Here is a 22,668-nt window from a genome sequence, read left to right on the forward strand (position 1 = left end):
AAATGATGCATCATACTTTGCCACAGCAAAACACCCCAAACGTTAGATTTTTGGTCTAACTTTTGGGGTGCACATCACATACTCTTTGGAATTAGCTTTTTTCTGTTAAAATGGATTATCCTTTAAAAATTGATAAATATTAGCAACTAAGTCTTCCGGTGTCTCTCCTCGCACCACTTCACCATCCACCAGCGCGAACATAGAAGAAGCGCATAAATCACAGTACGTTAAGCAATCATACTCAATCACATCCAGACTCGCGTCTGCATCTAACTTATCAAAGGCTTCCTGCGCACCTGAAGCTAAATTATTTACACAAAATTCAACAATTGGATTCATGATTACCTCCCATCCAATTTATGCTGGTTGATAACCACGATCTGTCATCATTGCATAAATATCCTTCAGACGCGGATTCCCTTCTGCTATAACACGGCCGTCAATCACAATCACAGGATACATATAGTCTTCTTCTACAATCATTTTCGCGATGCGCTTCATTTCCGCTTCTTCCTGTGGGGCAAAAATATCAACATACTCCACTTGAAAAGGTTGTTCAGGGAACTTGCGACCAATCGCTGCTCTGAGCCACTCCTCCGTTTCTTTAGAAGATGGAGACCCAACACAACTAGCACAGATATTAGACGATCCATAAACAAAAATTTTCGCTTCTTTTTCCATCTTTGCTCACCTCTCTTTCATTCTACAAAATACGGGCTTCAAAAGCGAGTAAACCGGTTTCTTAATTGAATTATGAAATTATTTAGACATGTATTTGTTGACAGTTTATTCTGTCTATATTATACTTACCTATAGTTACTTTAGTGCGTTCAAGCAGTGCATTAAGGACACTGATTTTATTGTTTGTTACCGTGCTTAATCCACACGGTTAACATAAAAGTAACACTCCCTTTTTTTAGTCAGATTTACCCATCTGACTATATAAACTTGCCTCGTCCCTTCTTGAGCCTTAGGGACGGGGCATTTCCTTTTGTATAGAAGTATATTACAGTTAAATCGGCGGCAAGCGTTCGATTTGGGTGAAGCACAATTTTCGTCTTACGCAGAAAGATTGGCTCGGCGATTTTTCAGTATATAAATTTTCTAGTTGAATTTTAAAACATATTTCACATTTCCTGCTGTACGTCCGTCTCCATAATCATCATTGCTCCCCAAACACTATCCCTTTCTTTTTTTGCTAAGGCTGTTATAATAGGAGTGTAAGTGAGAATTATTCACAGTTAGGAAGGAGTCGAATGCCATGAATAGCGAAATGTATGCGGAAGTGGATACTGCTCTTAAGAAATTTAGACCGTTTTTGGTTAGAGATGGTGGCGACTATGAACTTGTTGAAGTGACACCAGACGGCATTGTAAAAATTCGTTTATTGGGGGCTTGCGAAACGTGCCCTAGTTCTGATATGACTTTAAAAATGGGAATTGAACTCACCTTATCTGAAAGAGTAATGGGTTTTAAAGAGGTTGTTCAAGTTTTTTAAAAGAAAGCTGATATCGATTTTGTTTGAGTTAGGAGAGATACGAATGGTCGAGAAACAAAGTGAATTAGAAAAAAAAGCGAGAGAATGGCTCATAGAACGTGGAGTTACCATCGATGATATCGCCGACCTAGTTCTATTCCTGCAAAAAAAATATCATTCCGCGTTAAGCCTTGATATTTGTCGCGAGAATGTGGAACGTGTTTTGCGTAAACGTGAGGTTCAAAATGCGATTTTAACGGGGATTCAACTGGATGTCCTAGCGGAAGAAGGAAAGCTTGTCCAACCGCTTCAAAATATCATTGGTGCTGATGAAGGCTTGTATGGCGTCGATGAGATTTTAGCCCTCTCTATCGTCAACGTTTATGGCTCTATCGGATTCACAAATTACGGTTACATTGATAAAGTAAAACCTGGTATCCTAGAAAAATTAAATGAACATGATGGCAAGCAGGTCCACACGTTTCTTGATGATATTGTGGGCGCGATTGCTGCAGCTGCTGCAAGTAGGTTGGCGCACAGTTATCATGATGATATCGTACAATAAAGACCAAAAAGAAACGTCGCAACTTATTCCTGCGATGTTTCTTTAGCTATGCTTGTAATTTCAACTTGCCGAATTGAATTTTTATTTATGCTTTGAATTGTAAAACGCCATCCGGATTCCTCTAAAAAATCCCCTGTTTCCAAATCAAATTTTTGATATAATAACCAACCTGAAAGCGTATGTACGCCAGGACTATTTAGCTCGATTCCAAGCTCTTCCTCAACAGATACCAATGGCTCATTGCCTTGTATAACAAAATGGTTTTCCGCGACTTTTCTAATTCCTTTTGGAGATGTTGCCTCTTCCATGTCCCCAACAATAACCTCCATTATATCCTCCAACGTGACCAACCCTGATGTCCCACCGTATTCATCCATCAAAATAACAAAAGACGCCCCTTCTTGTTGCATTCTAATCAATAATTCCTGTAACTTCATCCCTTCAAAAACTTGCATTACTGGCGTCATGAATTTCTCAATTGGTTGATCTAAAATTGCCAAATCGCGCCCCAAGCTTGCCATCACAACACTTACTTGTATCATACCAATAATGTAATCCTTGTCCCGTCCTTCCATCACAGGAAAAATATGATACGTCTCTTGCGCCGTCATTTCTAATAAATCCTGCACAGAATCCGATCTACTAATCGTAATCATTTTCGTACGTGGAATCATGACCTCCTGTGCCGGAATATCATCTAACTTAAAAATATTTTGCATATAGCGGAATTCTTGCGGATTCAATACCCCTTGCTGATAACTATCCTCAAATATAATTTTCAGCTCCGTGGGCGTTATTCGGTCCATATGCTCATTCCCTGATTTCACACCAAACATTCTCGTGATAAAGTTTGCCGAGCGATTGAGCAACCAATTGAGTGGAAAAGTTATGTAGTACCAACAAATTAGTGGTCGCGCTATAAACATCGCTACTTTTTCTGTGCTATGAATCGTGAACGTTTTCGGTGCCAATTCGCCTAAAACTACATTCAAAAACGTAATCAAGATAAACGCTACAAAAATTGAGACTGGCCCCTCAATCGAAGCGGGTATCGGTAGCAAATCAAAAAGCGGTTGCAACCAGCCACGCATCGTTTCCTCCCCAACCCATCCCATAGCAAGAGCTGCGAGCGTGTTTCCCAATTGACAGGCGGCAAGATAGTCATTCATATTTGCTGTCACTTTTTCCACATATTTCGCACGCGGATTTCCACTCTTCACAAGTTGACGCACAGCAGGTTTTCTTATTGCAACGATTGCAAATTCACTCGCCACAAAAAAAGCCGTCATTATAATTAGAAAAACAACAAAAATATCGTTTAATGCCACCATATCTCCGCACCTCTCTCGCTTACTAATAAAAAACGGACACCAAAAATCAGTACCCGCCCTCATTTATGTCTTCTTATAATTCCCATTCTGACAAATTCATAACGCGATGAATCGGTTGTACTTCTTTCGTTGCTAACTGTTCTGGTGAGGTAAAACCAGTATGCACAATCAACGTATCGATACCAAATCGGATTCCTGCTAAAATGTCCGTTTCATAGTTATCACCAACCATGATAACACGCTCTTTCTTCACGCCAAGTTTTGCGATTGCTTGCTCCATGATAATTGCTTCTGGTTTTCCGATAAAAACCGGCTTCACACCCGTTGCTATCGTCACAACAGATGTGATAGAACCATTGCCAGGTAGTAAGCCTCGCTCAGTCGGAATTGCGGCATCACCGTTTGTCGAAATAAACATTGCACCCGCTCGAACTGCCATCGTTGCAGTTGCCAATTTCTCGTAGTTAATATCACGATCAATTCCCATCACTACAAAATCAGGGTTTTCAGACGTCAATTCAAAACCAGCCTTCTGGATTTCGTGTCTAACGCCCTCTTCACCAATTAAATAAACCCTCTTCTTTCGGTTCACCTGCTCCAACATGAACTGAACCGTCGCCTGCGATGTCGTAAAAACTTGATTCGTTGTCGCTGGAATATCGAATTTTCGCAAAGTAGCCGCTACCTGTTCCGGTGTTTTTGAAGAATTATTCGTAACATACAAATATGGAATGTGCGCCTGATCCAACTTCTCAATAAAGCTCTGCGCTTCTGGTATTGGTTCACTTCCAAGATACATTGTCCCATCCAAGTCAATTAAATACCCATCATATTTCACTACTACTTACCTCTTTCCTTGCTCCGCCTATTTCACTACTTTTTTAATCACAAAATATTTACACCCAAAATTACAATACTCATATAAATACTCTTTTAACGTACTTATTTTTGTATCATATGTTGCTTTTCTGTTGTCGTCGTCAAAAAAACCCTTCAATCGCAACTGATCGTAACCCCAATCCCCAACAATATAATCATAGCGCGCTAAAATATCGCTGTATCGCTCCGTTAAAGCCTCTTCATCAAATGCTTCCCGGTTATCCTCAATAATTTCATATGTTGTATTCTGAATCGTAATCATTATTTCATTTGACCTCCTTCGCCGTACTTTTCTTTTAATTTCCAAGTCATCACATCACGCAACAATTCCGGCGTGTATACTTCTTTTACTGCCACCCGTTTAATAATCGGGAAAAATGGCGCATAAACAAACGTATCGTGCGTCGCAATACGGTATATTTTATCGGGGTCAATTACAGCACCATCCCACAAAGCCACATTCAATGCTACATCAAATGTCATCCGCTTCGTCAAAATCGATCCAAAAACTTCTCCACGAAAGCCAAAGCCTCGTAATGGTATATCTCGCAATTCCAACTCTTTTTCTGCAATCTCTTGAATTAAAACTTCCAACTCGATGCCCGTCATCGAAAGCACAATAAAGTTTAGTGGATGTGGCAACAGCTGATGGATATCATATGCTGTCACAACTCCTGTTGGCAAATCCGTCATATAAATACCCGCATTCGTCAAGAACGTATCTGCACCAGTCCACTCACAAGCTGCCTCATGAAATAATTCTGAAATCTCGGAGCTTTTAAACCAATTATGCTCTAACTGATGCGGAAGTGCAACTACTTTTTGACTCAATTCTGCCTCGCCTTGTTCTTGAAAAGCCATAATCTGATCCTCTTCATCCACAGGAGCTGGAAAATCCGCGACCGCATGCACACGCGCTTGTTTTGACAACAATCCCCCTGTTACTTCATCGAATTCTAACGTCACTTCTCCTACATATTCGCCCCAACGGCCAGCCGCAGCAAGCAAAGCACCATCGACCTCTTTACCATGTTCCAACAAGTGATGTGTATGCCCGCCTAAAATAAGATCAATTTCCGGTATTTCCGTTGCAATTTTTTCATCTAATGGCAAACCTAGGTGGCTAAGCAAAATCGTAACATCTGCCTGAACCTTACTAACCTCGCGTTTAATCGCTTGAATCGGCTCTTCAATTCCCCATCCTAATGACTCATAATATTCTGTAAAGCAAGCCGTAGCGCCAATAATCGCAATTTTGACACCTTCCTGCTGAATATAAATATGACCCTTCGCAAAACGCGCTAGCTCCGTCTGCGCCTGATCTTCATACACGTTGCAACAAACCACTGGAAATACTGCATCGTCATATAAATGCGCCAATTCTTCATGTCCAAGTGCCGCGCCCTCATTATTACCAATTGTCACCGCATCATACGGCAAAGCGTTTAACAAGGATACATTTCCTTGCCCCATCGAACCTTCCGTATATGGATGCATACGATCAATAAAATCGCCAATATCAAAAAATAAATCACCCTGCATCGCCAACCGTTTTTCGCGTAAAAAAGTAAAGATGCGTGGCCATTTCTCCAGGTGACTATGAATATCATTTGTATGCCAAATCGTTAAACGTTTCATGATAACATCCCCTTCTTCCTTCTCTTTCTATTGTAGCCTAAATGGTTGCTTTTGACACGTCACAAAACTATTTTTGTTCCTTATGTCCCTTTTCAATTATCACAAAAAGGCGTATGATGAACAATATATAATAAAGGAGGGGCTTATTCCTTGGATATCTATCAAATTTTTGCACTTTTACTTATTGCTGTTTTTGCAGGCGTGCTGGGCTCTGTACTTGGCCTTGGCGGTGGAATTATCGTCACACCCGCGCTTACACTTCTATTTGGCATCGATATTAAATATGCTATTGGTGCCAGTATTATTTCCGTCATAGCAACGAGTAGTGGCTCAGCTATCGCTTACATAAAAGATCGTATCACCAATTTACGTGTCGGCATGTTTCTTGAAATCGCAACTACACTTGGCGCCATCACCGGAGCATTTGTTGGTGGACTCCTTTCTGCCACAGCGCTCTATATGATTTTTGGACTTCTACTTCTATACTCCGCCATTACTATGATTAAAAAAGTCGGTTCTGAATTCCCAACAAACGTGAAGCCTGACCCAATTGCAACAAAGCTACGCCTTCACGATACCTATTATGATAAAGCGCTACGTCAACAAATAGATTATGAAGTCGCAAATGTCCCTGCAGGATTTAGTGTTATGTACGGAGCTGGGATTGCTAGCGGCCTACTCGGTATCGGAAGCGGTGCTTTTAAAGTTATGGCATTAGATGTATTCATGAAAATGCCACTCAAAGTTTCTAGTGCAACTAGCAATTTAATGATGGGCGTCACAGCAGCAGCAAGTGCCACCGTTTACCTATTCCGCGGTGATATCGATCCGATGATTGCTGGCCCTGTCGCAATCGGTGTCCTAGTTGGAGCAACAATCGGCACAAGAATTATGCAAAGACTAAAAAGTAAAGTCATTCGCCTCGTATTTATTCCTGTTTTGATTTACGTAGCATTACAAATGATTTTAGAAGGATTGGGGTGGATCTAAATGATTGATAAATCAACAAGTGGCGAAGAAATGCACCGTGTAGAAGCTGTTGTTAGTGGATTACTACGTATTGGTGTTCTACTTAGCGCTGCCGTTATTCTCATCGGCCTATTACTTCTGATGTTTACCGGGACAAGCGGTTATCCTGGAACTACCTATCCAACAACACTGACAGATATTTTTACCGGAATTGGCGAATTCAAACCGTATGCGATTATTATGTTCGGGCTTTTCTGCCTTATTTTAACCCCCGTACTACGCGTTTTAGTATCCCTTGCCACATTCTTAAAAGAGAAGGATTACCTGTACGTTGCAATAACAGCAATCGTTCTCATCATTTTAGCAATCAGTTTCCTAATTGGCACTAAAGAGTAACCAAAAACAGTAGTTAAGCTCCATTAAATCAGAGCTAAACTACTGTTTTTCATTGTTATAAATCGGCATTTCTTCTCGAATTAATACATCATAATTCTGCTCTTGTGCCAACATTCGATGCAACACTACTTTTTTCTTGTCCAATAGCACTTCATAAAACACTAGATAGGCCTTACCAATCCTAACCTTACGATACTCACGAGAATATTTAGAATCCTGTAAAACCACTCCCATCATTGGAAAAAATGGTTAATCGTGACTCAACTTTCATAAGCTTCTCAAAAAATTTATCCTTCTGCCTCACACTGCAATACTGGTAATCCAAATAATGAATAATAGAGGCTACACCCTCCTGAAAAGCATCTGACCACTCTATTTGAATATTACTACTCATATACTAAACCTGCTTACTATTAGCTCTCAACTTTGACCAACCAATACTTGAAGTAACCATACGATTATTTTGCTTATCCTCTTGTGATTCCCTCAGTTTATTCAAAATGTCTAATTCACTAGAAACTATAATCCTGTCCAATGTCGGAGGAACGGTATGTGTATTGTTTTTTCTCGTCATATTTATCTCTCCTTTTATTTTGTCTCTCTATAGCAACACAATTAGAAACGTTTATCAAATGATTTACTCAAAAAGAGTGAAAAAGCTTTTTAATAAGGATTAGAAATTTTTCTACAGCACTGTACATGTTAAAAACGCACAATAAGGGGTCTGAGACATAACCTAAAATAAACCGGCGACAAGCGCTCGCATTCAGGAATTTGGCGGACTTCCGGTTCTCATGTACAGTCGTACACTCCGCTTCCGGCTTCCACAAAATCCCCTGAATACAAACGCTTTCGCTCGATTTGTGTCAAGCAAGATTCACATCCTACTCGAAAAAAAGGATTTGTGATACCTTGCTTATTTTGTATGAAAATGAGTTTTGTCCCGTACTCCTCGAAAATCATATATCAAATAAATTCATTTGCATTGGTGCAAGCCCTTCATAGGAAATATTTAATGCTTTTTGAAGTTGTTTCGCATTATCCGCTGCATCCCCGCCAGAATTATTATTAAAAATCACAATCACTTCTTTGGAATGTTTTTGTAAATGTCTAATATTTTCTGCCCAATAATTGATTTCCTCTTCATTATAACGGTAAAGCGTCCTAACTTCGCGCCATTCCGGACTATTCGCTTTCATCCATCCCGCGCTATTTCTCCCATGCAAACGCACTAAAGTCATCGCTTCATTCGTTGCCCGCAATACAATCGGTACGCTACCATTTCCAACTTGAGGCTCATCAACAACCGTATGAATAAAACCTAAATCCTTTAGCAAAGCCAGCGTTTGTGGCGTATTCGTCTCCGTATACCAAGTCTTATTCCGAAATTCGATGGCAAGTGGCAAGTCTCCCATTTTTTCACGAATTGCTCGTAAGTAAGTTACATTTTCTTTCGTACAACCAAAATATGGCGGGAATTGAAATAGAATCGCTTTAAGTCTCCCACTTTCACTCATTGGCGCAATCGCATCCATAAAACGACGGTACATCTCTGTTTCCGAATCATAATACTGCTGCCATTCCTTGTGCTTTGTCATCGCTTGAAAAGCCTTCACGACAAATGAAAATTCTTCTGGCGTCCTTTCCACCCATCGCTCCGTCGTAAGTGGTGAAGGAATCGCATAAAAACTCGTATCCACTTCCACCATCGGAAAATTTCCTGCATAGTCCTCTAGTTTGTGCTTACTCGTGCTCGAATACAATGTTTCATGATCGCTCCATCCCGTCAGTCCAATCGTTATCATTGCAAAACTACCCCTCTCTATCGTTTAGATTTCATTGCTCGCGTAATCATCAAATCCTTCTGATTCGCCAACTTCAAATATTCCGGATTATCCACCGCCACCAATTTCACATAACCATCCTGATTAAAATGCAACCCCCATCCGTATCGCTTACCCAATGGCGACGTCCGCATACAGGCCTGACTCTTCCCAAAAAAAGCTGCTCTTTCTGATTCACGTGCTCCCTCTGGAATATTTTTATGCAACATATGCGTCTCGAACAGCACTTCCTCCTGCGTATATTTATAATCATGACTATTTAAAAGTTCAAATTGAATCTCGCCAACCGTTTTATTTGGCCGTTTCGTATTTGGAATTATACCATGATCAGCTTTACTGTCTTCTGCGACCAAGATAAAGGTATTATAATAGTTTAAATTCATTTTTTGCACCTACTTCTAATTTTTATTGTACAATAGCAAAAAGGAGGAATGTTATCATGATTCTAGAAAGCGCTCTACTGCATGTCACACAAGGCGATACAAATCAATTCAAGCGGGACTTTTCCACTGCGTCAGAAATTATTAGTTCCATGCCTGGTTATATCCAACATGAATTACATCAATGCCTAGAAAATGAAACGGAATATTTATTACTCGTTCAGTGGGAAACATTAGAAGCTCATACAGAAGGCTTTCGAACATCGGATGCTTATGAAGATTGGAAAAAGCTCCTCCATCATTATTATAACCCTTTCCCCAAAGTGAAGCACTTTACACGAATTATTTAATACTAAAAAACTTGAGGGGACTAGTTCCCTCAAGTTCAGCTTTAGATATAGCGAGCAGTTATAGATTTCCCGTACATCTTTAAATCTTGTGGCGTGCCTTCAAATAAGATTTTGCCACCTTTACTCCCACCTTCTGGACCAAGATCAATAATCCAATCAGCTTTTCTCACGATATCTAGGTTATGTTCAATCACAATCACCGTATTTCCTTTATCCACTAAATGATTCATGATTTCCATAATATGCGTTATATCTGACATATGAAGCCCAGTTGTCGGCTCGTCCATGATATAAATGCTCCCTTTTTTGTGCAACTCATTGGCGAGTTTTAACCGCTGACATTCCCCTCCTGATAGCGTGTTCAGCGATTGTCCTAGCGCAATATAGCCAAGGCCAACATCACGCATAGCTTCTAGTTTTTTCGTGATTTTTTTAAGCTGGAAGAAATCCAATGATTCCAAGACAGTCATTTCCAACACATCACTGATTGACTTGCCAGCTACTTTATATTGCAAAATTTCTTCTTGAAAACGTTTCCCACCGCAAGCTTCACACGATGTTCTAATAGCTTCCATAAATGCTAAATCCATCGACACGACGCCAAGCCCTTTGCATTCAGGGCACGCGCCTTTGGAATTGTAACTAAACAAAGATGGGCTCACCTGATTTGTTTCACCAAATAATTTGCGAATCGTGTCCATGATGCCTGTATAAGTTGCGGAATTCGAGCGAACATTAGCATGTGCGGCAGATTGATCTATCACGATTGCATCTGGATTTTCTTTTAAAAATACTTGATTGATGAGCGTACTTTTTCCAGAACCGGCAACACCAGTTACAACGGTCAAAATACCTTTTGGAATCGATACACGGACGTTTTGTAAATTGTGAAGAGAACTTTGAATGATTGGCAAACTGCTACTTGCCTCACGTACCATTGCTTTTATTTCTGCTTTATTGTTCATATGCTTCCCGGTTAATGTATCCGATTGAAGCAAGTCCTCATAACTTCCTTCAAACATAATCTGTCCACCATTTTTTCCAGCATGGGGGCCAATATCCACAACGTGATCGGCAATCTTAATCACATCAGGGTCATGTTCTACTACAATCACGGTGTTTCCTTTGTCTCGGAGCTTTTGGAGTAGCTCGTTCAAACGGTGAACATCTCGCGGGTGCAGTCCAACACTCGGTTCATCAAAAATGTAAAGCAAATCCGTTAAACTACTATTCAAATGACGAACCATCTTAATTCGCTGCGATTCCCCACCAGAGAGCGTTGTCGTTTCCCGATCCAAACTCACATAATCTAGCCCAATATCAATCAAATGTTGCAATCGCTCCACAATACTATCTACCATCGGCATTGCAACTGAATCTGTAATTTCTTTAAGAATTGGAATCAAATCGTCAATTTGTCGAGCCGTATAATCCGCAATATGATACCCATTTATTTTGCAGCTAAGCGTTTGCTGAGAAAGTCTCGTCCCATCGCATGTTGGACAATGTACCTCTGAGGTGAACAACTCGACGCGTTTCTTTGTTGATTCTCCCATTTCACCGTCCTTATTAATATAAAGCCGATCAAATTTCTCAATAATCCCCTCATACGTAGCATTCATTTCACCCGTTGGCATATCAATTTTAAACTTAATATCTTTCGCGTATAGAAATTTATCCCATTCCTCTGCTGTATAATCCTCAAGCTTCTTGTCATTATCAAAAAAACCAGAAAATGAATACAAATTCCAATACCACGTTCCGACTGCAAAAGTCGGAAATAAAATCGCGCCTTCATTCAACGACTTGGTTTTATCTAAGAATTTATCTAAATCAAGTGTTACTTTCCGACCAAGTCCATGACAATCCGGACACATCCCGGCCGGATCATTGAATGAAAATAAGTTCGATCCACCAATTTCCGGCTTCCCAATTCTTGAAAAAAGGAGACGAATAATCGGATTAATATCTGTGATTGTTCCGAGTGTTGAACGTGAATTACCGCCTAATCGCTTTTGGTCAATAATAACGGATGTTGACAAGTTCTCAATTCGATCCGCATCTGGTTGGCGATATTTAGGCAGAAAATTCCGAATATAATTGCTGTACGTTTCATTTAATTGTCTTTGTGACTCTGTTGCAATCGTTCCAAATACGATAGAAGACTTTCCAGACCCAGACACCCCAGTAAAAATAGTGATTTTCCGCTTAGGTATTTTGAGTGAGACATTTTGCAAATTATTTTCGCGTGCACCTATTAATTCGATGTATTCCTGTTTCATGAAACTCCTCCTCATTAGATACATTTAGGCCGAAATCAAGTTTTTGAAATCAGCCCAGCTTTACATTATAGTTGATTCATCAATGCTGAGTCAAGTAAACTATTCATCTTTCTCTTTCCGCGTAATGAAGCATTTTTAAATGAGCATCTAGAACTGTTTGTGCATCTTTTTGTAATTGCTCTAATAGTATTTTTTTCTCGCCTTTTTTTGGTATTCGCACCTTTATATCCAAAGATTGTGCTAATAATTTAGCGTCTAGTTGATCTGGAACTAGTAATTCTTTTGGACGCAGATGATTTGGATGATTGTAAAAAGCCATGAGAAAACTTTCTATCATGTCATTCACCTCGCCAACAAACTCGAAAACTTTAGAGCTCCGTCCAACGATAGCTCCATTCCGGACAAAAACCAGCTGAATAGCACAAAATTGGTCATGCTCGACAAAATTCATCAGATTTCGATGATAAAAATCACGTGGCCATATTTTTTGCTTTTCTGTCACGCGCTCTAGAACATGCAACATTTCATGGCTTTCCTTTGCGCGTTCAAATTCTAGATTCTCTATTTGACGATGCATTCGAGTTTCAATTTCATTTCTCACATCCCGATACCCACCATTTAAAAAGTTGGTAATCTTGTTAATCTGAGCTTCATATTCTTCTTTTGCGACATCCCGTGCACATGGTCCAATACACATGCCGATATGATAGTAAAAACAGGGACGACCTTTTTTCCCGTTGCAATGGCATAAAGGATAGATTTTCTGTAGCAATTCCAGTGTTTCTTCTGCCTTGTAGCGACTAGTATATGGGCCAAAATAATGCGCGCCATCCTTTGCTATTTCTTTCGCCAATTCGAGATGTGGATTTTTTTCGTTCGTTATTTTGAGATAGATGTATTGGATTTCGTCTTTCAACATGACGTTAAATGGTGGCTGATACTTCATAATAAGCGTCATTTCAAGCATTAGAGCCTCTTGTTCCGTATCCGTGATAATCAGCTCAAAATCATGAATGTTATGAACTAAACGCGCAGTTTTTCCCATCTGCTTTTTCGTAAAATAAGATTTCACACGTTGTTTTAGATTTTTAGACTTCCCAATATATAAAATTTCACCTTTTTTATCCCGATATATGTAGCAACCGGGTAATTCAGGTAATGTTTTTAATTTTTGTTTTAACTCTGTCTCCACAGCTACACCTCCAAAACGTGCATCGGCTCTTTCATTTTAGACTTTGCTAGCGTTTTTGTAAAGTTTGCTAAACAGCCAACTGTATTCATCGTCTCGGCTAGACAAAAACAGAGCCTTTTAGAGAAGTTAACATCGAACTTCAGAAAAAGACTCTGCGATTATTATTGCATTTCAAGCTAGCTTATCTCACTGTATAACTAGTTCCCACGGGCCCCATTCACCTACACCAGGAACGTCTCCTTGTGTCCACCATTTCGCTTTGTAAGTTTTTCCTTGGTATATCGCAGTATCGCCTGCAACGTAAATAGCGTCAGCCTTCCATGTATCTCCAGCTGGTAATGAGCTTACTATTACTGTCACTGCATTGCTCGATACAGTGCTTGTTCCTGTCGCCGAACTATCTGTGTTGGTTACGATGCAATAGTAATAGCTTGTCCCTACCACACTTGTTGATGCATTATAAGTTGCACTTGTTGCGCCACTTATTGCTGTACCGCCAGTGTTCACCTTACTAGAAGCCTTATACCATTGATAACTAAGTGCTCCTTGTGGTACATTAGCTCCAATTGAAAGCGATGCTGTCCCCCCCAAAGTAACCGACTTATCAGTTGGTTGGCTAGTAATAGTAGGTATTGCGGCATTGCTTGTGTTACTAACGACTACAGATACTGCATTACTTGTCGTTGTTGCTGTCTTGGTACCTGTCGCGCTGTTATCCGTATTTGTTACAACACAGTAGTAATAATTGGTACCTTCTGCGCTTGTTGGTGCATTATAAGTTGTGCTTGTTGCACCGCTTATTGCTGTACCGCCAGTGTTCACTTTGCTAGCAGCTTTATACCATTGATAGCTAAGCGTCCCTTTAGATACAGAGCTGACAACTGTTAGATCCGCAGTCTCACCTATTTTTACAGTTTTGTCAGTAGGTTGGCTAGAGATTGTTGGAGCCTTAGCATTTGGTGACGTTTGGTCTCCATCATTTGCAGCTTTAATAATTGGCGCAATCGTGTTTACAAAGTTGTTGCCGTTCGCTTCATCCCAACCAATCGACCATGTCATAATTCCACGGTAAGTAGGGTATTTGCCAAGTAGCGTATTTAGGGCTGATGCATAGACAGAAACGCTTTGTGCACCATTACCTGCACCGGTAGTAGACGGAACTCCAAAAGCAACTTGATCCGGTCTTAACCCTGCAAAAGTTCCTTTATCCATCGTTACAAATCCCGTAATAAGCATCTCAGAAAGGCGAGTATATCCTTCTGCAGAGTAAACTTGTGCAAAAGGTGCACCGGCATTTGCTGATGGTTGTAGCCAAGCAAAGTCGCCATTGAAACCGTTATAGTATTGTGGGTGAATATAGGTCAAAATATCACGCGCGGCGTTAAGAACCGGTAGAAACGCTCCACCATTTCCAGTACTAATAGCGCCATTTTGAACATAGCAGTACTCAGGAGCTGCAGAAATAATGAAGTCAGGTCCGTAAGTAGTTTTCAAATTGCGTAGTAAATATTCAAGGTTTATGGATTGCTGTGATGTCAGGTTGCCAATTTTGTCCGTGCTCATAACAGCTATGGAACTGCCTTCAAAATCAACGTCGAAGCCATCGAAACCGTATTCATTAATAATATTTTTAACACCATTCAAGAAAGTATCACGCTGGGCAGTGTTATCCATATGAACAACACCATTTTGTCCACCGCAAGAAATGACGATTTTCTTACCTTGTGCTTGTAGTGTTTTAATGTCTGCTTTAAACGCGGCTATCTGTTGAGCCTCTGTGCCTGAGTAGACTGCTGAGAGATCCATGGATAGATTTGGCGTGTAATAGTTACCTTTCGTCTCAATAAAGGAAACGTTGATAACATCCCATCCTGAACTTGCTTGAGCCAATGTTTTTTTGGAGCCACCATTACCGCCTAGCCAATAACCTATGTTTACGTGTGGTTTAAGCTGTGTGTTTAATGCAGCGGATGCATGTGTTGTAAACGCGATTATAGAAGTGAGTAGTAAAATGAGAGCTAAGCCTGCTGTCAAAATATTTCTTTTCAATGATTTGGTCATGAAAAATCCCCCTAATATAATAATTCTTATTACCATGGTTGGATACTTTGATGCTATTCCCTCAAAAATCCCCCTCTCACATCATTCTATTTTCACTAGGTTTCTTCCATGCTGCTTGGGAATCATCTTTGTTTTAATTAGCTAGTATGCGGACATATATTCTCATTCCCTAAATAAGAATACGCTTCCATAAAATTATTATCAAAAATTCCCATGTACTTATATTAGAAGAAAGTTATATAAATGTCAATTTTGAAATCTAATTACCAATACACTAGCGTAATGATTCTTTCTTCTCATATATTGAAACATGCTCATGCCTCTATAAAGGCCACTGCTGACATGGATGTTTGTCTCAAAATCGAAACACTGCCGATATAGCTTATTTATGAATCATGACGTCTATTAGGTTGCTATTGCTTTTTAAAATAGCCAGAGTAGAATCCCCTTTCTTTGTCCAGCCAAAACGTCCCCGCCAATAATACACAGAGAAATAGGATACCGCTGCCAATCGCAATCGGCATGTTTATAGCTTTTGCCGGTACCATATCAAGGCTTGCTGCTGATGTATTAAAAACTTTTTGAATAGAATATAAGGTGATATTTTTGAAATCATATGCTCCTAATTTCGGTAAAATGAGCATATACACAAAAATCACTAGCAGCGGGATTGTTTGATTTTTGACTAGCGTAGTAAAACAATACATACATACTACATATGCAGCTCCGATAACAAACATAGTTATCAGTTCCATCGGTAGTTTATTTACAAATAGCACTTGATTATTTGGTAAATAAGATAAATATGGTGTTTTTATAGGGACTAATAGATTAACTAGCCACTGAATAATGGGGGCGCAAACAAGTATTTGTGCCAAGACAATGCCTAGATTCACCATTCCTGCTAGTATTTGACCAAAAAAGTAGGATGCCTTACCATACTGTAAAATAAGAAACTTATCTGCAGAATATTTAATATTTGTGTACGCTAAAAATATGCCGTAAATGCCTATCATCAATTGGAAAAAGACAAAGCCAATCGACGTAAAGAGCTGGTTAAACGCATTCAGGGGTTGCCTGGCATTATAATGTGCTACCATTTTAGAAAAATCATATTTAATATAATTATCCACCTGCTGCCCGCCACCTTCCGTGTACGTGACATTAACATCTTGCTTTAAAAAATCCTCTAAATTTAGCTGACTATCACTCTTTTGTACCTCTTCTAAATCACGTGTTACTGTAGTCACACTTTCTTTGTAGGAGGCTACTTGGGAAATAGAAGCAATGCTACATAAGAGCACAATGACAATCAGGAAAACCGAAAAATACTTAGCTTTTAGTTGGTAGTTTAATTGTTGCTTTATGACTGCCGATATATTTTTCATATACTCCTCCCAAATTATGTGTTTCGTCTTTCACCTCATTGATTTCTCCATTATTTAATACGTACAAAGTATCAATTATGCCTTCATAAAATTCAAATTGATGCCCACAGCTTAAAATGATTTTATCTTTTTTCAGCTCTGATAACAGCCCTTTTATACTATTAGCCGTTTCATAATCCAATCCATTAGATACTTCATCTAAGACTAGAACCATCGCATCATTGACAATTAGAATGAGCAATGTAAGTAGCTTTTGCTGCCCTAAAGAATAGCTTTTTACTCGCTTCTTTAACTTAGCTTCATCAAAGTAACTTCTCACAAACTGCCATTCAGATTCTGACAATGGCTTGATACACAGTGTCCGTATACAGTTCTCTCCAGATAGGTTTAGGTATAACATTAGATCGGAGAACATAACTCCGAAAAAATTAGCCGATTCCATTTCGCCTACTACTTTAATTTCTCCAGTGAATTTTTCGAAGCCAGTAAGACATTTAAAAAAAGTTGTCTTTCCTGCTCCATTCTTTCCAAGAAAAAAATAGAATCCCGTGTTTTCAAAATGCAAGTTTATATTTCTTAATACTTGCTGCTCATTATAATATTTAGTTAGATTACTAATATTAATCATTTTTGCCTCCTTCTAAGAAAAAGCTAGCACTTACTAGCTTTTTCTTATTGGATTATCCAATAGGTGATTGCTTAATTCTTAATTTTTTACAGTCCGATAATCAACTAAATTATTCTTAATTAAAGTCATTTGTCCCCAAGGTGTAGGGTATTTAATAGACATTACTTTCTTAGATTGATACTTAATCCATCTAGTACCAGACGAACTCCGACTTAGTCCCTTATGTGCAGCATAATAAGGTAATATGTATCCCGATTGTTGGTATCTAGAGGTTTCTTTTACGTATGAAGAAGTTTCTTTTGTATGAATAACATCTCTAACGTACATTAGTGGTTTGCTTCCACGAGTCCACTGATATTTATAATACTTGGGTTTTGATATAGCGCGTGTCATTAGCGCCCTTGCACCAGATGATTCATCATCGGCTGTCGGAATGCTTGTGACCTTTAAAAATGTTTGGGTGGAATCCGAAGCGGTAACCGTAGCACTTACATTTGTTGAAGATATAAATGTAAGCGTAAACATAATTAGGGGTGCAAGTACATAAATAAAACTTTTCTTTGTCATAACAATTACTCCTCCTTTGTTGTTATCTAACAACCTGATTGTATCATTAAAAATAGATAAAATAAAGTATTTTTTAAATATTTCACTCATTTTAATTATAATAACATTTTCTGCCTAATACTCAAATTTATAATGGGAATATTTAAGATAAGTAAAGCCCTTATAATCCCATTTATTTATGGGGAAATCGAGACCGCTTGAAGAGCATATTTTCATAGCATCAAAAGTATTAAAAAAAGAGTAACCCAAAATCAGCAGGTTACTCTAGATTTAAAACATTTTGCAGAATTATTTTTGCTCTCAATTAACACCATTGTGCATATTGATGTATGGTATTTATCCAATCGAACCTTCCATTTCAAACTTAATCAAACGGTTCATTTCGACTGCATATTCCATTGGCAATTCTTTCGTAAATGGCTCAATGAAGCCCATGACGATCATCTCTGTTGCTTCTTCTTCTGTTACGCCACGGCTCATAAGATAGAATAGTTGTTCCTCAGATACTTTAGAAACTTTCGCCTCGTGTTCCAAGGAGATATCGCTATTCAAGATTTCGTTGTACGGAATTGTGTCGGACGTTGATGCATTATCCATAATTAGTGTGTCACACTCGATATTGGAGCGAGAACCAGCTGAATTACGGCCAAAGTGAACGATTCCACGATACGTCACGTTACCACCTTGTTTGGATATTGATTTAGAGACGATAGTTGATGATGTATTTGGTGCCAAGTGAAGCATTTTTGCTCCAGCATCTTGGCGCTGTCCTTTACCAGCAATTGCGATAGAAAGCGTCATACCGCGTGCACCTTCTCCGCGAAGATGAACTGCCGGATATTTCATCGTTAATTTAGAGCCAATGTTACCATCAATCCATTCCATCGTCGCATTTTCATCACAGAAAGTACGCTTCGTTACTAGGTTATATACGTTGTTCGCCCAGTTCTGAATTGTAGTATAACGGCAATAGGCATCGCGTTTAACAATGATTTCAACAACTGCGGAGTGAAGCGAATTCGTTGTGTAAACTGGTGCAGTACACCCCTCTACATAGTTTACGCTTGCGCCTTCATCCACGATAATCAGTGTACGTTCAAATTGTCCCATATTCTCCGAGTTAATGCGGAAATAAGCTTGTAGCGGTGTATCCACTTTAACGCCTTTTGGAACATAGATGAATGAGCCACCGGACCAAACAGCAGAGTTAAGTGCAGCGAATTTATTATCGGTTGGCGGGATTACTTTTGAAAAATACTCACGGAAAATATCTTCGTTTTCTTTAAGTGCTGAATCAGTATCTTTAAAGACTATTCCTAAATCTTCTAAGTCTTGTTTCAAGTTATGATAAACAACCTCAGACTCATACTGTGCAGAAGCTCCGGCAAGATATTTCTGCTCTGCTTCTGGAATACCAAGTTTGTCGAATGTGCGTTTAATTTCATCAGGAACCTCATCCCAATCATTTACTGTGTGATCAGATGGTTTGACGTAATAGCGAATATCTTCAAATTTCAGTTCAGATAAGTCGCCACCCCATTGTGGCATCGGCATTTTATAAAATTGTTCTAAAGACTTCAAACGGAAATCTAACATCCATTGCGGTTCTTCTTTAATTGTTGAAATTTCGCGCACGATATCTTCTGTTAAACCGCGTTCGCTACGGAAAACAGATGTATCTTTATCATGGAATCCGTATTTATATTCGCCCATTTCTGGAATTTCAGTCATAGTAAAGATCCTCCTTTAAACTTATTATTTCTTCCCTTCAAACTCAAAAATGGCGCGTTCCATGGCTTTCCATGAAAGTGTGGCACATTTGATTCGGGCTGGGAATTTGGCAACCCCTGCTAAAGCTTCAACGTCACCATACTCATCGATGACATCATGTTCATGACCTTGTACCATTTCTGAAAAGTCACGCGACATTTTGAGGGCTTCTTTCTCTGATTTTCCGATAATGCTTTCGGTCATCATTGAAGCGCTCGCCATTGAGATAGAACATCCGCTACCTGTAAATTTGGCGGCGGTAATTGTTTCATTTTCCACTTTGAGGTGAAGATGGATTTCGTCACCGCACGTTGGGTTATTCAGGTCAATCGTAACGCTTTCGTCGTCAAGCGTGCCGTTGTTGCGCGGGTTTTTGTAGTGATCCATAATAACTTGGCGATATAGTTGATCTAATTTGCGACCACTCATAGTCCGAAATACTCCTTTGTTAGCTTGAGGCCAGCGAGAAACTGGTCAACCTCCTGCTTGGTATTATATACGTAAAAACTTACTCTAGCTGTGGAAGACGTATCTAGCCACTTCATCAACGGCTGTGCACAATGATGTCCTGCGCGGATTGCCACGCCTTCTTCATCTAGCACCGTCGCGATATCATGCGGATGTGCGCCTTCTAAATTAAACGTAATCAACCCGCAACGCTTATTCGCATCTAGTGGGCCATATATCGTGATACCGTCCAGCTTCTGCATTTCTGCTATTGCATAGGCGGTTAATTCTTCTTCGTGATTGTGAATCAGGTCAAAACCGAGCGCTTCTAAATAATCAATTGCAGCGCCAAGACCAATCGCACCCGCAATATTCGGCGTCCCAGCTTCCATTTTCCACGGTAGTTCTTTCCATGTCGAATCGTGCAACTCTACAAAGTCAATCATCTCGCCGCCAAATTCAGTTGGGTTCATCGCATCAAGCAATTCCCGTTTCCCATAAAGCGCACCAATTCCAGTCGGAGCCATCATTTTATGACCAGAAAAAGCGTAAAAATCAGCATCCAGTGCCAGTACGTCAACCTTCATATGTGGGACAGCCTGTGCACCATCCACAACGATGACCGCACCAACCGAATGGGCTAAATCAGCAATCTCGCGAACTGGTGCAATCGAGCCAATGACATTCGAAACATGAGCAATCGCCACAATTTTTGTCTTTTCATTAATCACCTTTTCCGCATTGGCAAGCGTGATTGTCGCGTCCACATCCAAATCGATGTAAACAAGCGTTGCACCCGTACGTTTCGCCAACTGTTGCCACGGAATCAAGTTGCTATGGTGCTCTAAATGAGAAATCACAATCTCATCCCCAGCTTGCAAATTCGCATCGCCATAACCGTTAGCAACCATATTAATTGCCGTCGTTGTACCGCGCGTGAAAATAATTTCCGCCGTTTCACGAGCACCGATAAAGCGTGCCACTTTCGCCCGACTGCCTTCATAAGCATCAGTAGCACGAGCCGCTAACGTATGCACGCCGCGGTGAACATTGGCGTTTTCCCATTCATAATATTTCATTACTGCATCCAAAACTTGCTTCGGTTTTTGGGAAGTTGCTGCGTTATCCAGATAAGCAAGCGGTTTTTCATTGACCTCTTGCTTCAAAATCGGAAAATCAGCCTGAATTTTTTGCGTTAGAGTCATGTTAACGCACTTTCCCTTCGATAACTTCTTTCAATTGAAGTTTTACGCTTTCGATCGGTAGTTGGCGTACAACTGGATCTAGGAAACCGTGAATGACAAGACGTTCTGCCTCTTCTTTTGAAATTCCACGGCTCATCAAATAGAAAAGTTGTAACGGATCCACACGACCAACAGATGCCGCATGCCCAGCCACTACATCATTTTCATCAATTAAAAGAATTGGATTTGCATCTCCACGTGCTTTTGGACTAAGCATCAGCACACGAGATTCTTGTTGTGCATCCGATTTTGACGCACCATGTTTAATATGACCAATACCATTGAAAATCGTGGTTGCACTATCTTTCATTACGCCGTGCGATAAAATCGTGCCAAGTGAAGCCAAACCGTAATGTGTTACACGTGTTGTAATGTTTTGCGTTTGCTTACCACGCCCAACCGTCACTGTTTTTACGTCACTTACTGAACCATTGCCCATCAAGTTCGTTGTATTTTCATTAATCGTGTCGCCATCGTTCATCAAACCAAGCGCCCACTCCACACGGCTATCAGTTCCAACATGTCCACGGCGGCTAACATAAGTTGTCGCGCCACTTCCCAAGTTGTCCACTGCACCGAATTTAATTTGCGCATTGCTCTCCGCAATTACCTCAGCGACGATATTCACGATTCCTTTATTCTCCGTGTCTAGTGTTACATAGTTCTCCACATAAGTAACAGCGCTGTTATCATCTGCAACTAATAAAACATGATTCACGAGTGGAGATACCGCATTTCCGTGCGCAAAAACTGCTTGAATTGGCTCTTTTACTTCCACATTTTTTGGAACATATAAGAACATTCCTCCATTCACAAGCGCCGCATGGAAGGCTGTCAAACGACTTTCATCTACTTTCACCGCTTCGGTCATGAAATATTTCTGCACCAATTCTGGATATTCTTTAGCAGCCGTGATAATATCTGTAAAAATAACACCAGCATCTACTAGCTCTTGACTTAACTGTAGTCGCGCTGGGCGATTATCAATTTGGACATATACATTCGCGTCATCTGCCACTAAAGCTTGCACACTATCAGGTAACGCTTCATTTGTCACACCCGCTTGGAAAGCTGCATAAGCCTCAAACTTCGTGAAATTCCAGCGATCAATTTTCGTTTTATCTACAAATGGCAATGCTAATTCTGAAACTTGTTGCCATGCATTTATCCGTAGCTCTGTTAACCAGCCAGGCTCTCCTAAATCGCCTGAAAAAGCACGGATAAAATCATCTTTTACAGCTAAATTTTCTGTCATGATCT

25 protein-coding genes are annotated in these 22,668 nt (G+C 39.9%); 5 read left to right on the forward strand and 20 right to left on the reverse strand.

The window, feature by feature from the left end:
* Nucleotides 1-105: 105 nt before the first annotated feature.
* Both R8925_RS07105 and R8925_RS07110 read right to left on the reverse strand, forming a co-directional pair.
* Complete coding sequence (locus R8925_RS07105) at nucleotides 106-339, reverse strand: YuzB family protein (RefSeq protein WP_430535195.1); 234 nt, start codon at nucleotides 337-339, stop codon at nucleotides 106-108.
* Nucleotides 340-357: 18 nt separating this feature from the next.
* Entirely contained in the window at nucleotides 358-681 is a 324-nt protein-coding gene (locus R8925_RS07110) for a YuzD family protein (protein ID WP_036073652.1), read from the reverse strand.
* A gap of 580 nt (nucleotides 682-1,261) precedes the next feature.
* On the opposite strand from R8925_RS07110, the gene R8925_RS07115 reads away from it, so the two are divergent.
* Nucleotides 1,262-1,498: a NifU family protein gene (locus R8925_RS07115; protein WP_430535196.1), complete on the forward strand. Its 237-nt coding sequence runs from the start codon at nucleotides 1,262-1,264 to the stop codon at nucleotides 1,496-1,498.
* 43 nt (nucleotides 1,499-1,541) lie between these two features.
* Nucleotides 1,542-2,042, forward strand: a complete 501-nt coding sequence (locus R8925_RS07120; RefSeq protein ID WP_133621027.1) for a phosphatidylglycerophosphatase A family protein — start codon at nucleotides 1,542-1,544, stop codon at nucleotides 2,040-2,042.
* 23 nt (nucleotides 2,043-2,065) lie between these two features.
* Here the strand turns inward: R8925_RS07120 and R8925_RS07125 are convergent, their stop codons facing one another.
* The 4 genes from R8925_RS07125 to R8925_RS07140 all read right to left on the reverse strand — a co-directional run bounded on the left by R8925_RS07125 (nucleotide 2,066) and on the right by R8925_RS07140 (nucleotide 5,890).
* Complete coding sequence (locus R8925_RS07125; RefSeq protein WP_430535197.1) at nucleotides 2,066-3,373, reverse strand: hemolysin family protein; 1,308 nt, start codon at nucleotides 3,371-3,373, stop codon at nucleotides 2,066-2,068.
* A 73-nt stretch (nucleotides 3,374-3,446) separates the two neighbouring features.
* Nucleotides 3,447-4,211 (reverse strand): TIGR01457 family HAD-type hydrolase, encoded by a 765-nt coding sequence (locus tag R8925_RS07130; protein WP_430535198.1) that lies wholly within the window; start codon nucleotides 4,209-4,211, stop codon nucleotides 3,447-3,449.
* 27 nt (nucleotides 4,212-4,238) lie between these two features.
* The gene (locus R8925_RS07135) at nucleotides 4,239-4,517 is read right to left on the reverse strand and encodes a YutD family protein (protein WP_149024253.1); all 279 of its coding nucleotides are present in this window, start codon (nucleotides 4,515-4,517) and stop codon (nucleotides 4,239-4,241) included.
* Entirely contained in the window at nucleotides 4,514-5,890 is a 1,377-nt protein-coding gene (locus R8925_RS07140; RefSeq protein WP_430535199.1) for a bifunctional metallophosphatase/5'-nucleotidase, read from the reverse strand. The genes R8925_RS07135 and R8925_RS07140 overlap by 4 nt, the downstream gene beginning before the upstream one ends.
* 150 nt (nucleotides 5,891-6,040) lie before the next feature.
* Between R8925_RS07140 and R8925_RS07145 the strand changes: the two genes are divergently transcribed.
* The gene (locus R8925_RS07145) at nucleotides 6,041-6,880 is read left to right on the forward strand and encodes a sulfite exporter TauE/SafE family protein (protein WP_430535200.1); all 840 of its coding nucleotides are present in this window, start codon (nucleotides 6,041-6,043) and stop codon (nucleotides 6,878-6,880) included.
* The gene (locus R8925_RS07150; RefSeq protein WP_430535201.1) at nucleotides 6,881-7,255 is read left to right on the forward strand and encodes a DUF1634 domain-containing protein; all 375 of its coding nucleotides are present in this window, start codon (nucleotides 6,881-6,883) and stop codon (nucleotides 7,253-7,255) included. It begins immediately after the preceding gene.
* 39 nt (nucleotides 7,256-7,294) lie between these two features.
* Here R8925_RS07150 and R8925_RS07155 read toward each other — a convergent pair whose 3' ends face one another.
* The 4 genes from R8925_RS07155 to R8925_RS07170 form a co-directional block, all read right to left on the reverse strand.
* Complete coding sequence (locus R8925_RS07155) at nucleotides 7,295-7,417, reverse strand: hypothetical protein (protein ID WP_430535202.1); 123 nt, start codon at nucleotides 7,415-7,417, stop codon at nucleotides 7,295-7,297.
* Between the two features lie 46 nt (nucleotides 7,418-7,463).
* Nucleotides 7,464-7,649: a hypothetical protein gene (locus R8925_RS07160; protein ID WP_430535203.1), complete on the reverse strand. Its 186-nt coding sequence runs from the start codon at nucleotides 7,647-7,649 to the stop codon at nucleotides 7,464-7,466.
* A 565-nt stretch (nucleotides 7,650-8,214) separates the two neighbouring features.
* Nucleotides 8,215-9,060, reverse strand: a complete 846-nt coding sequence (locus tag R8925_RS07165; protein WP_430535204.1) for a DUF72 domain-containing protein — start codon at nucleotides 9,058-9,060, stop codon at nucleotides 8,215-8,217.
* 17 nt (nucleotides 9,061-9,077) lie between these two features.
* The gene (locus tag R8925_RS07170; RefSeq protein ID WP_430535205.1) at nucleotides 9,078-9,482 is read right to left on the reverse strand and encodes a DUF6157 family protein; all 405 of its coding nucleotides are present in this window, start codon (nucleotides 9,480-9,482) and stop codon (nucleotides 9,078-9,080) included.
* 56 nt (nucleotides 9,483-9,538) lie between these two features.
* Between R8925_RS07170 and R8925_RS07175 the strand changes: the two genes are divergently transcribed.
* A complete protein-coding gene (locus tag R8925_RS07175) occupies nucleotides 9,539-9,829 on the forward strand; it encodes an antibiotic biosynthesis monooxygenase family protein (protein WP_430535206.1) in 291 nt (96 codons plus the stop codon).
* A gap of 41 nt (nucleotides 9,830-9,870) precedes the next feature.
* Here R8925_RS07175 and R8925_RS07180 read toward each other — a convergent pair whose 3' ends face one another.
* The 10 genes from R8925_RS07180 to sufD form a co-directional block, all read right to left on the reverse strand.
* Nucleotides 9,871-12,111 (reverse strand): ATP-binding cassette domain-containing protein, encoded by a 2,241-nt coding sequence (locus R8925_RS07180; protein WP_430535207.1) that lies wholly within the window; start codon nucleotides 12,109-12,111, stop codon nucleotides 9,871-9,873.
* 103 nt (nucleotides 12,112-12,214) lie between these two features.
* Nucleotides 12,215-13,303, reverse strand: a complete 1,089-nt coding sequence (gene uvrC / locus R8925_RS07185; RefSeq protein WP_430535208.1) for an excinuclease ABC subunit UvrC — start codon at nucleotides 13,301-13,303, stop codon at nucleotides 12,215-12,217.
* Between the two features lie 186 nt (nucleotides 13,304-13,489).
* Nucleotides 13,490-15,364 carry a glycosyl hydrolase family 18 protein gene (locus R8925_RS07190; RefSeq protein WP_430535209.1) on the reverse strand — a complete coding sequence of 625 codons (1,875 nt, stop codon included), beginning with the start codon at nucleotides 15,362-15,364 and terminating at the stop codon, nucleotides 13,490-13,492.
* A gap of 413 nt (nucleotides 15,365-15,777) precedes the next feature.
* A complete protein-coding gene (locus R8925_RS07195; RefSeq protein ID WP_430535210.1) occupies nucleotides 15,778-16,752 on the reverse strand; it encodes a hypothetical protein in 975 nt (324 codons plus the stop codon).
* Nucleotides 16,697-17,380: an ATP-binding cassette domain-containing protein gene (locus R8925_RS07200; RefSeq protein ID WP_430535211.1), complete on the reverse strand. Its 684-nt coding sequence runs from the start codon at nucleotides 17,378-17,380 to the stop codon at nucleotides 16,697-16,699. Before R8925_RS07200 ends, R8925_RS07195 begins: the two co-directional genes overlap by 56 nt.
* A gap of 78 nt (nucleotides 17,381-17,458) precedes the next feature.
* Nucleotides 17,459-17,947 carry a hypothetical protein gene (locus R8925_RS07205; protein WP_430535212.1) on the reverse strand — a complete coding sequence of 163 codons (489 nt, stop codon included), beginning with the start codon at nucleotides 17,945-17,947 and terminating at the stop codon, nucleotides 17,459-17,461.
* Between the two features lie 336 nt (nucleotides 17,948-18,283).
* Complete coding sequence (gene sufB / locus R8925_RS07210) at nucleotides 18,284-19,678, reverse strand: Fe-S cluster assembly protein SufB (protein WP_430535213.1); 1,395 nt, start codon at nucleotides 19,676-19,678, stop codon at nucleotides 18,284-18,286.
* A 24-nt stretch (nucleotides 19,679-19,702) separates the two neighbouring features.
* Nucleotides 19,703-20,146 (reverse strand): Fe-S cluster assembly sulfur transfer protein SufU, encoded by a 444-nt coding sequence (sufU, locus tag R8925_RS07215; RefSeq protein ID WP_430535214.1) that lies wholly within the window; start codon nucleotides 20,144-20,146, stop codon nucleotides 19,703-19,705.
* Nucleotides 20,143-21,369, reverse strand: a complete 1,227-nt coding sequence (locus tag R8925_RS07220) for a cysteine desulfurase (protein ID WP_430535215.1) — start codon at nucleotides 21,367-21,369, stop codon at nucleotides 20,143-20,145. The genes sufU and R8925_RS07220 overlap by 4 nt, the downstream gene beginning before the upstream one ends.
* Nucleotide 21,370: 1 nt before the next feature.
* On the reverse strand, nucleotides 21,371-22,663 hold the full coding sequence (gene sufD / locus R8925_RS07225) for a Fe-S cluster assembly protein SufD (RefSeq protein WP_430535216.1): 1,293 nt from the start codon (nucleotides 22,661-22,663) through the stop codon (nucleotides 21,371-21,373).
* Nucleotides 22,664-22,668 lie beyond the last annotated feature (5 nt).

This window comes from Listeria rocourtiae subsp. hofi (assembly GCF_963575615.1).
Taxonomy (GTDB): Bacteria; Bacillota; Bacilli; order Lactobacillales; family Listeriaceae; genus Listeria_A; species Listeria_A hofi.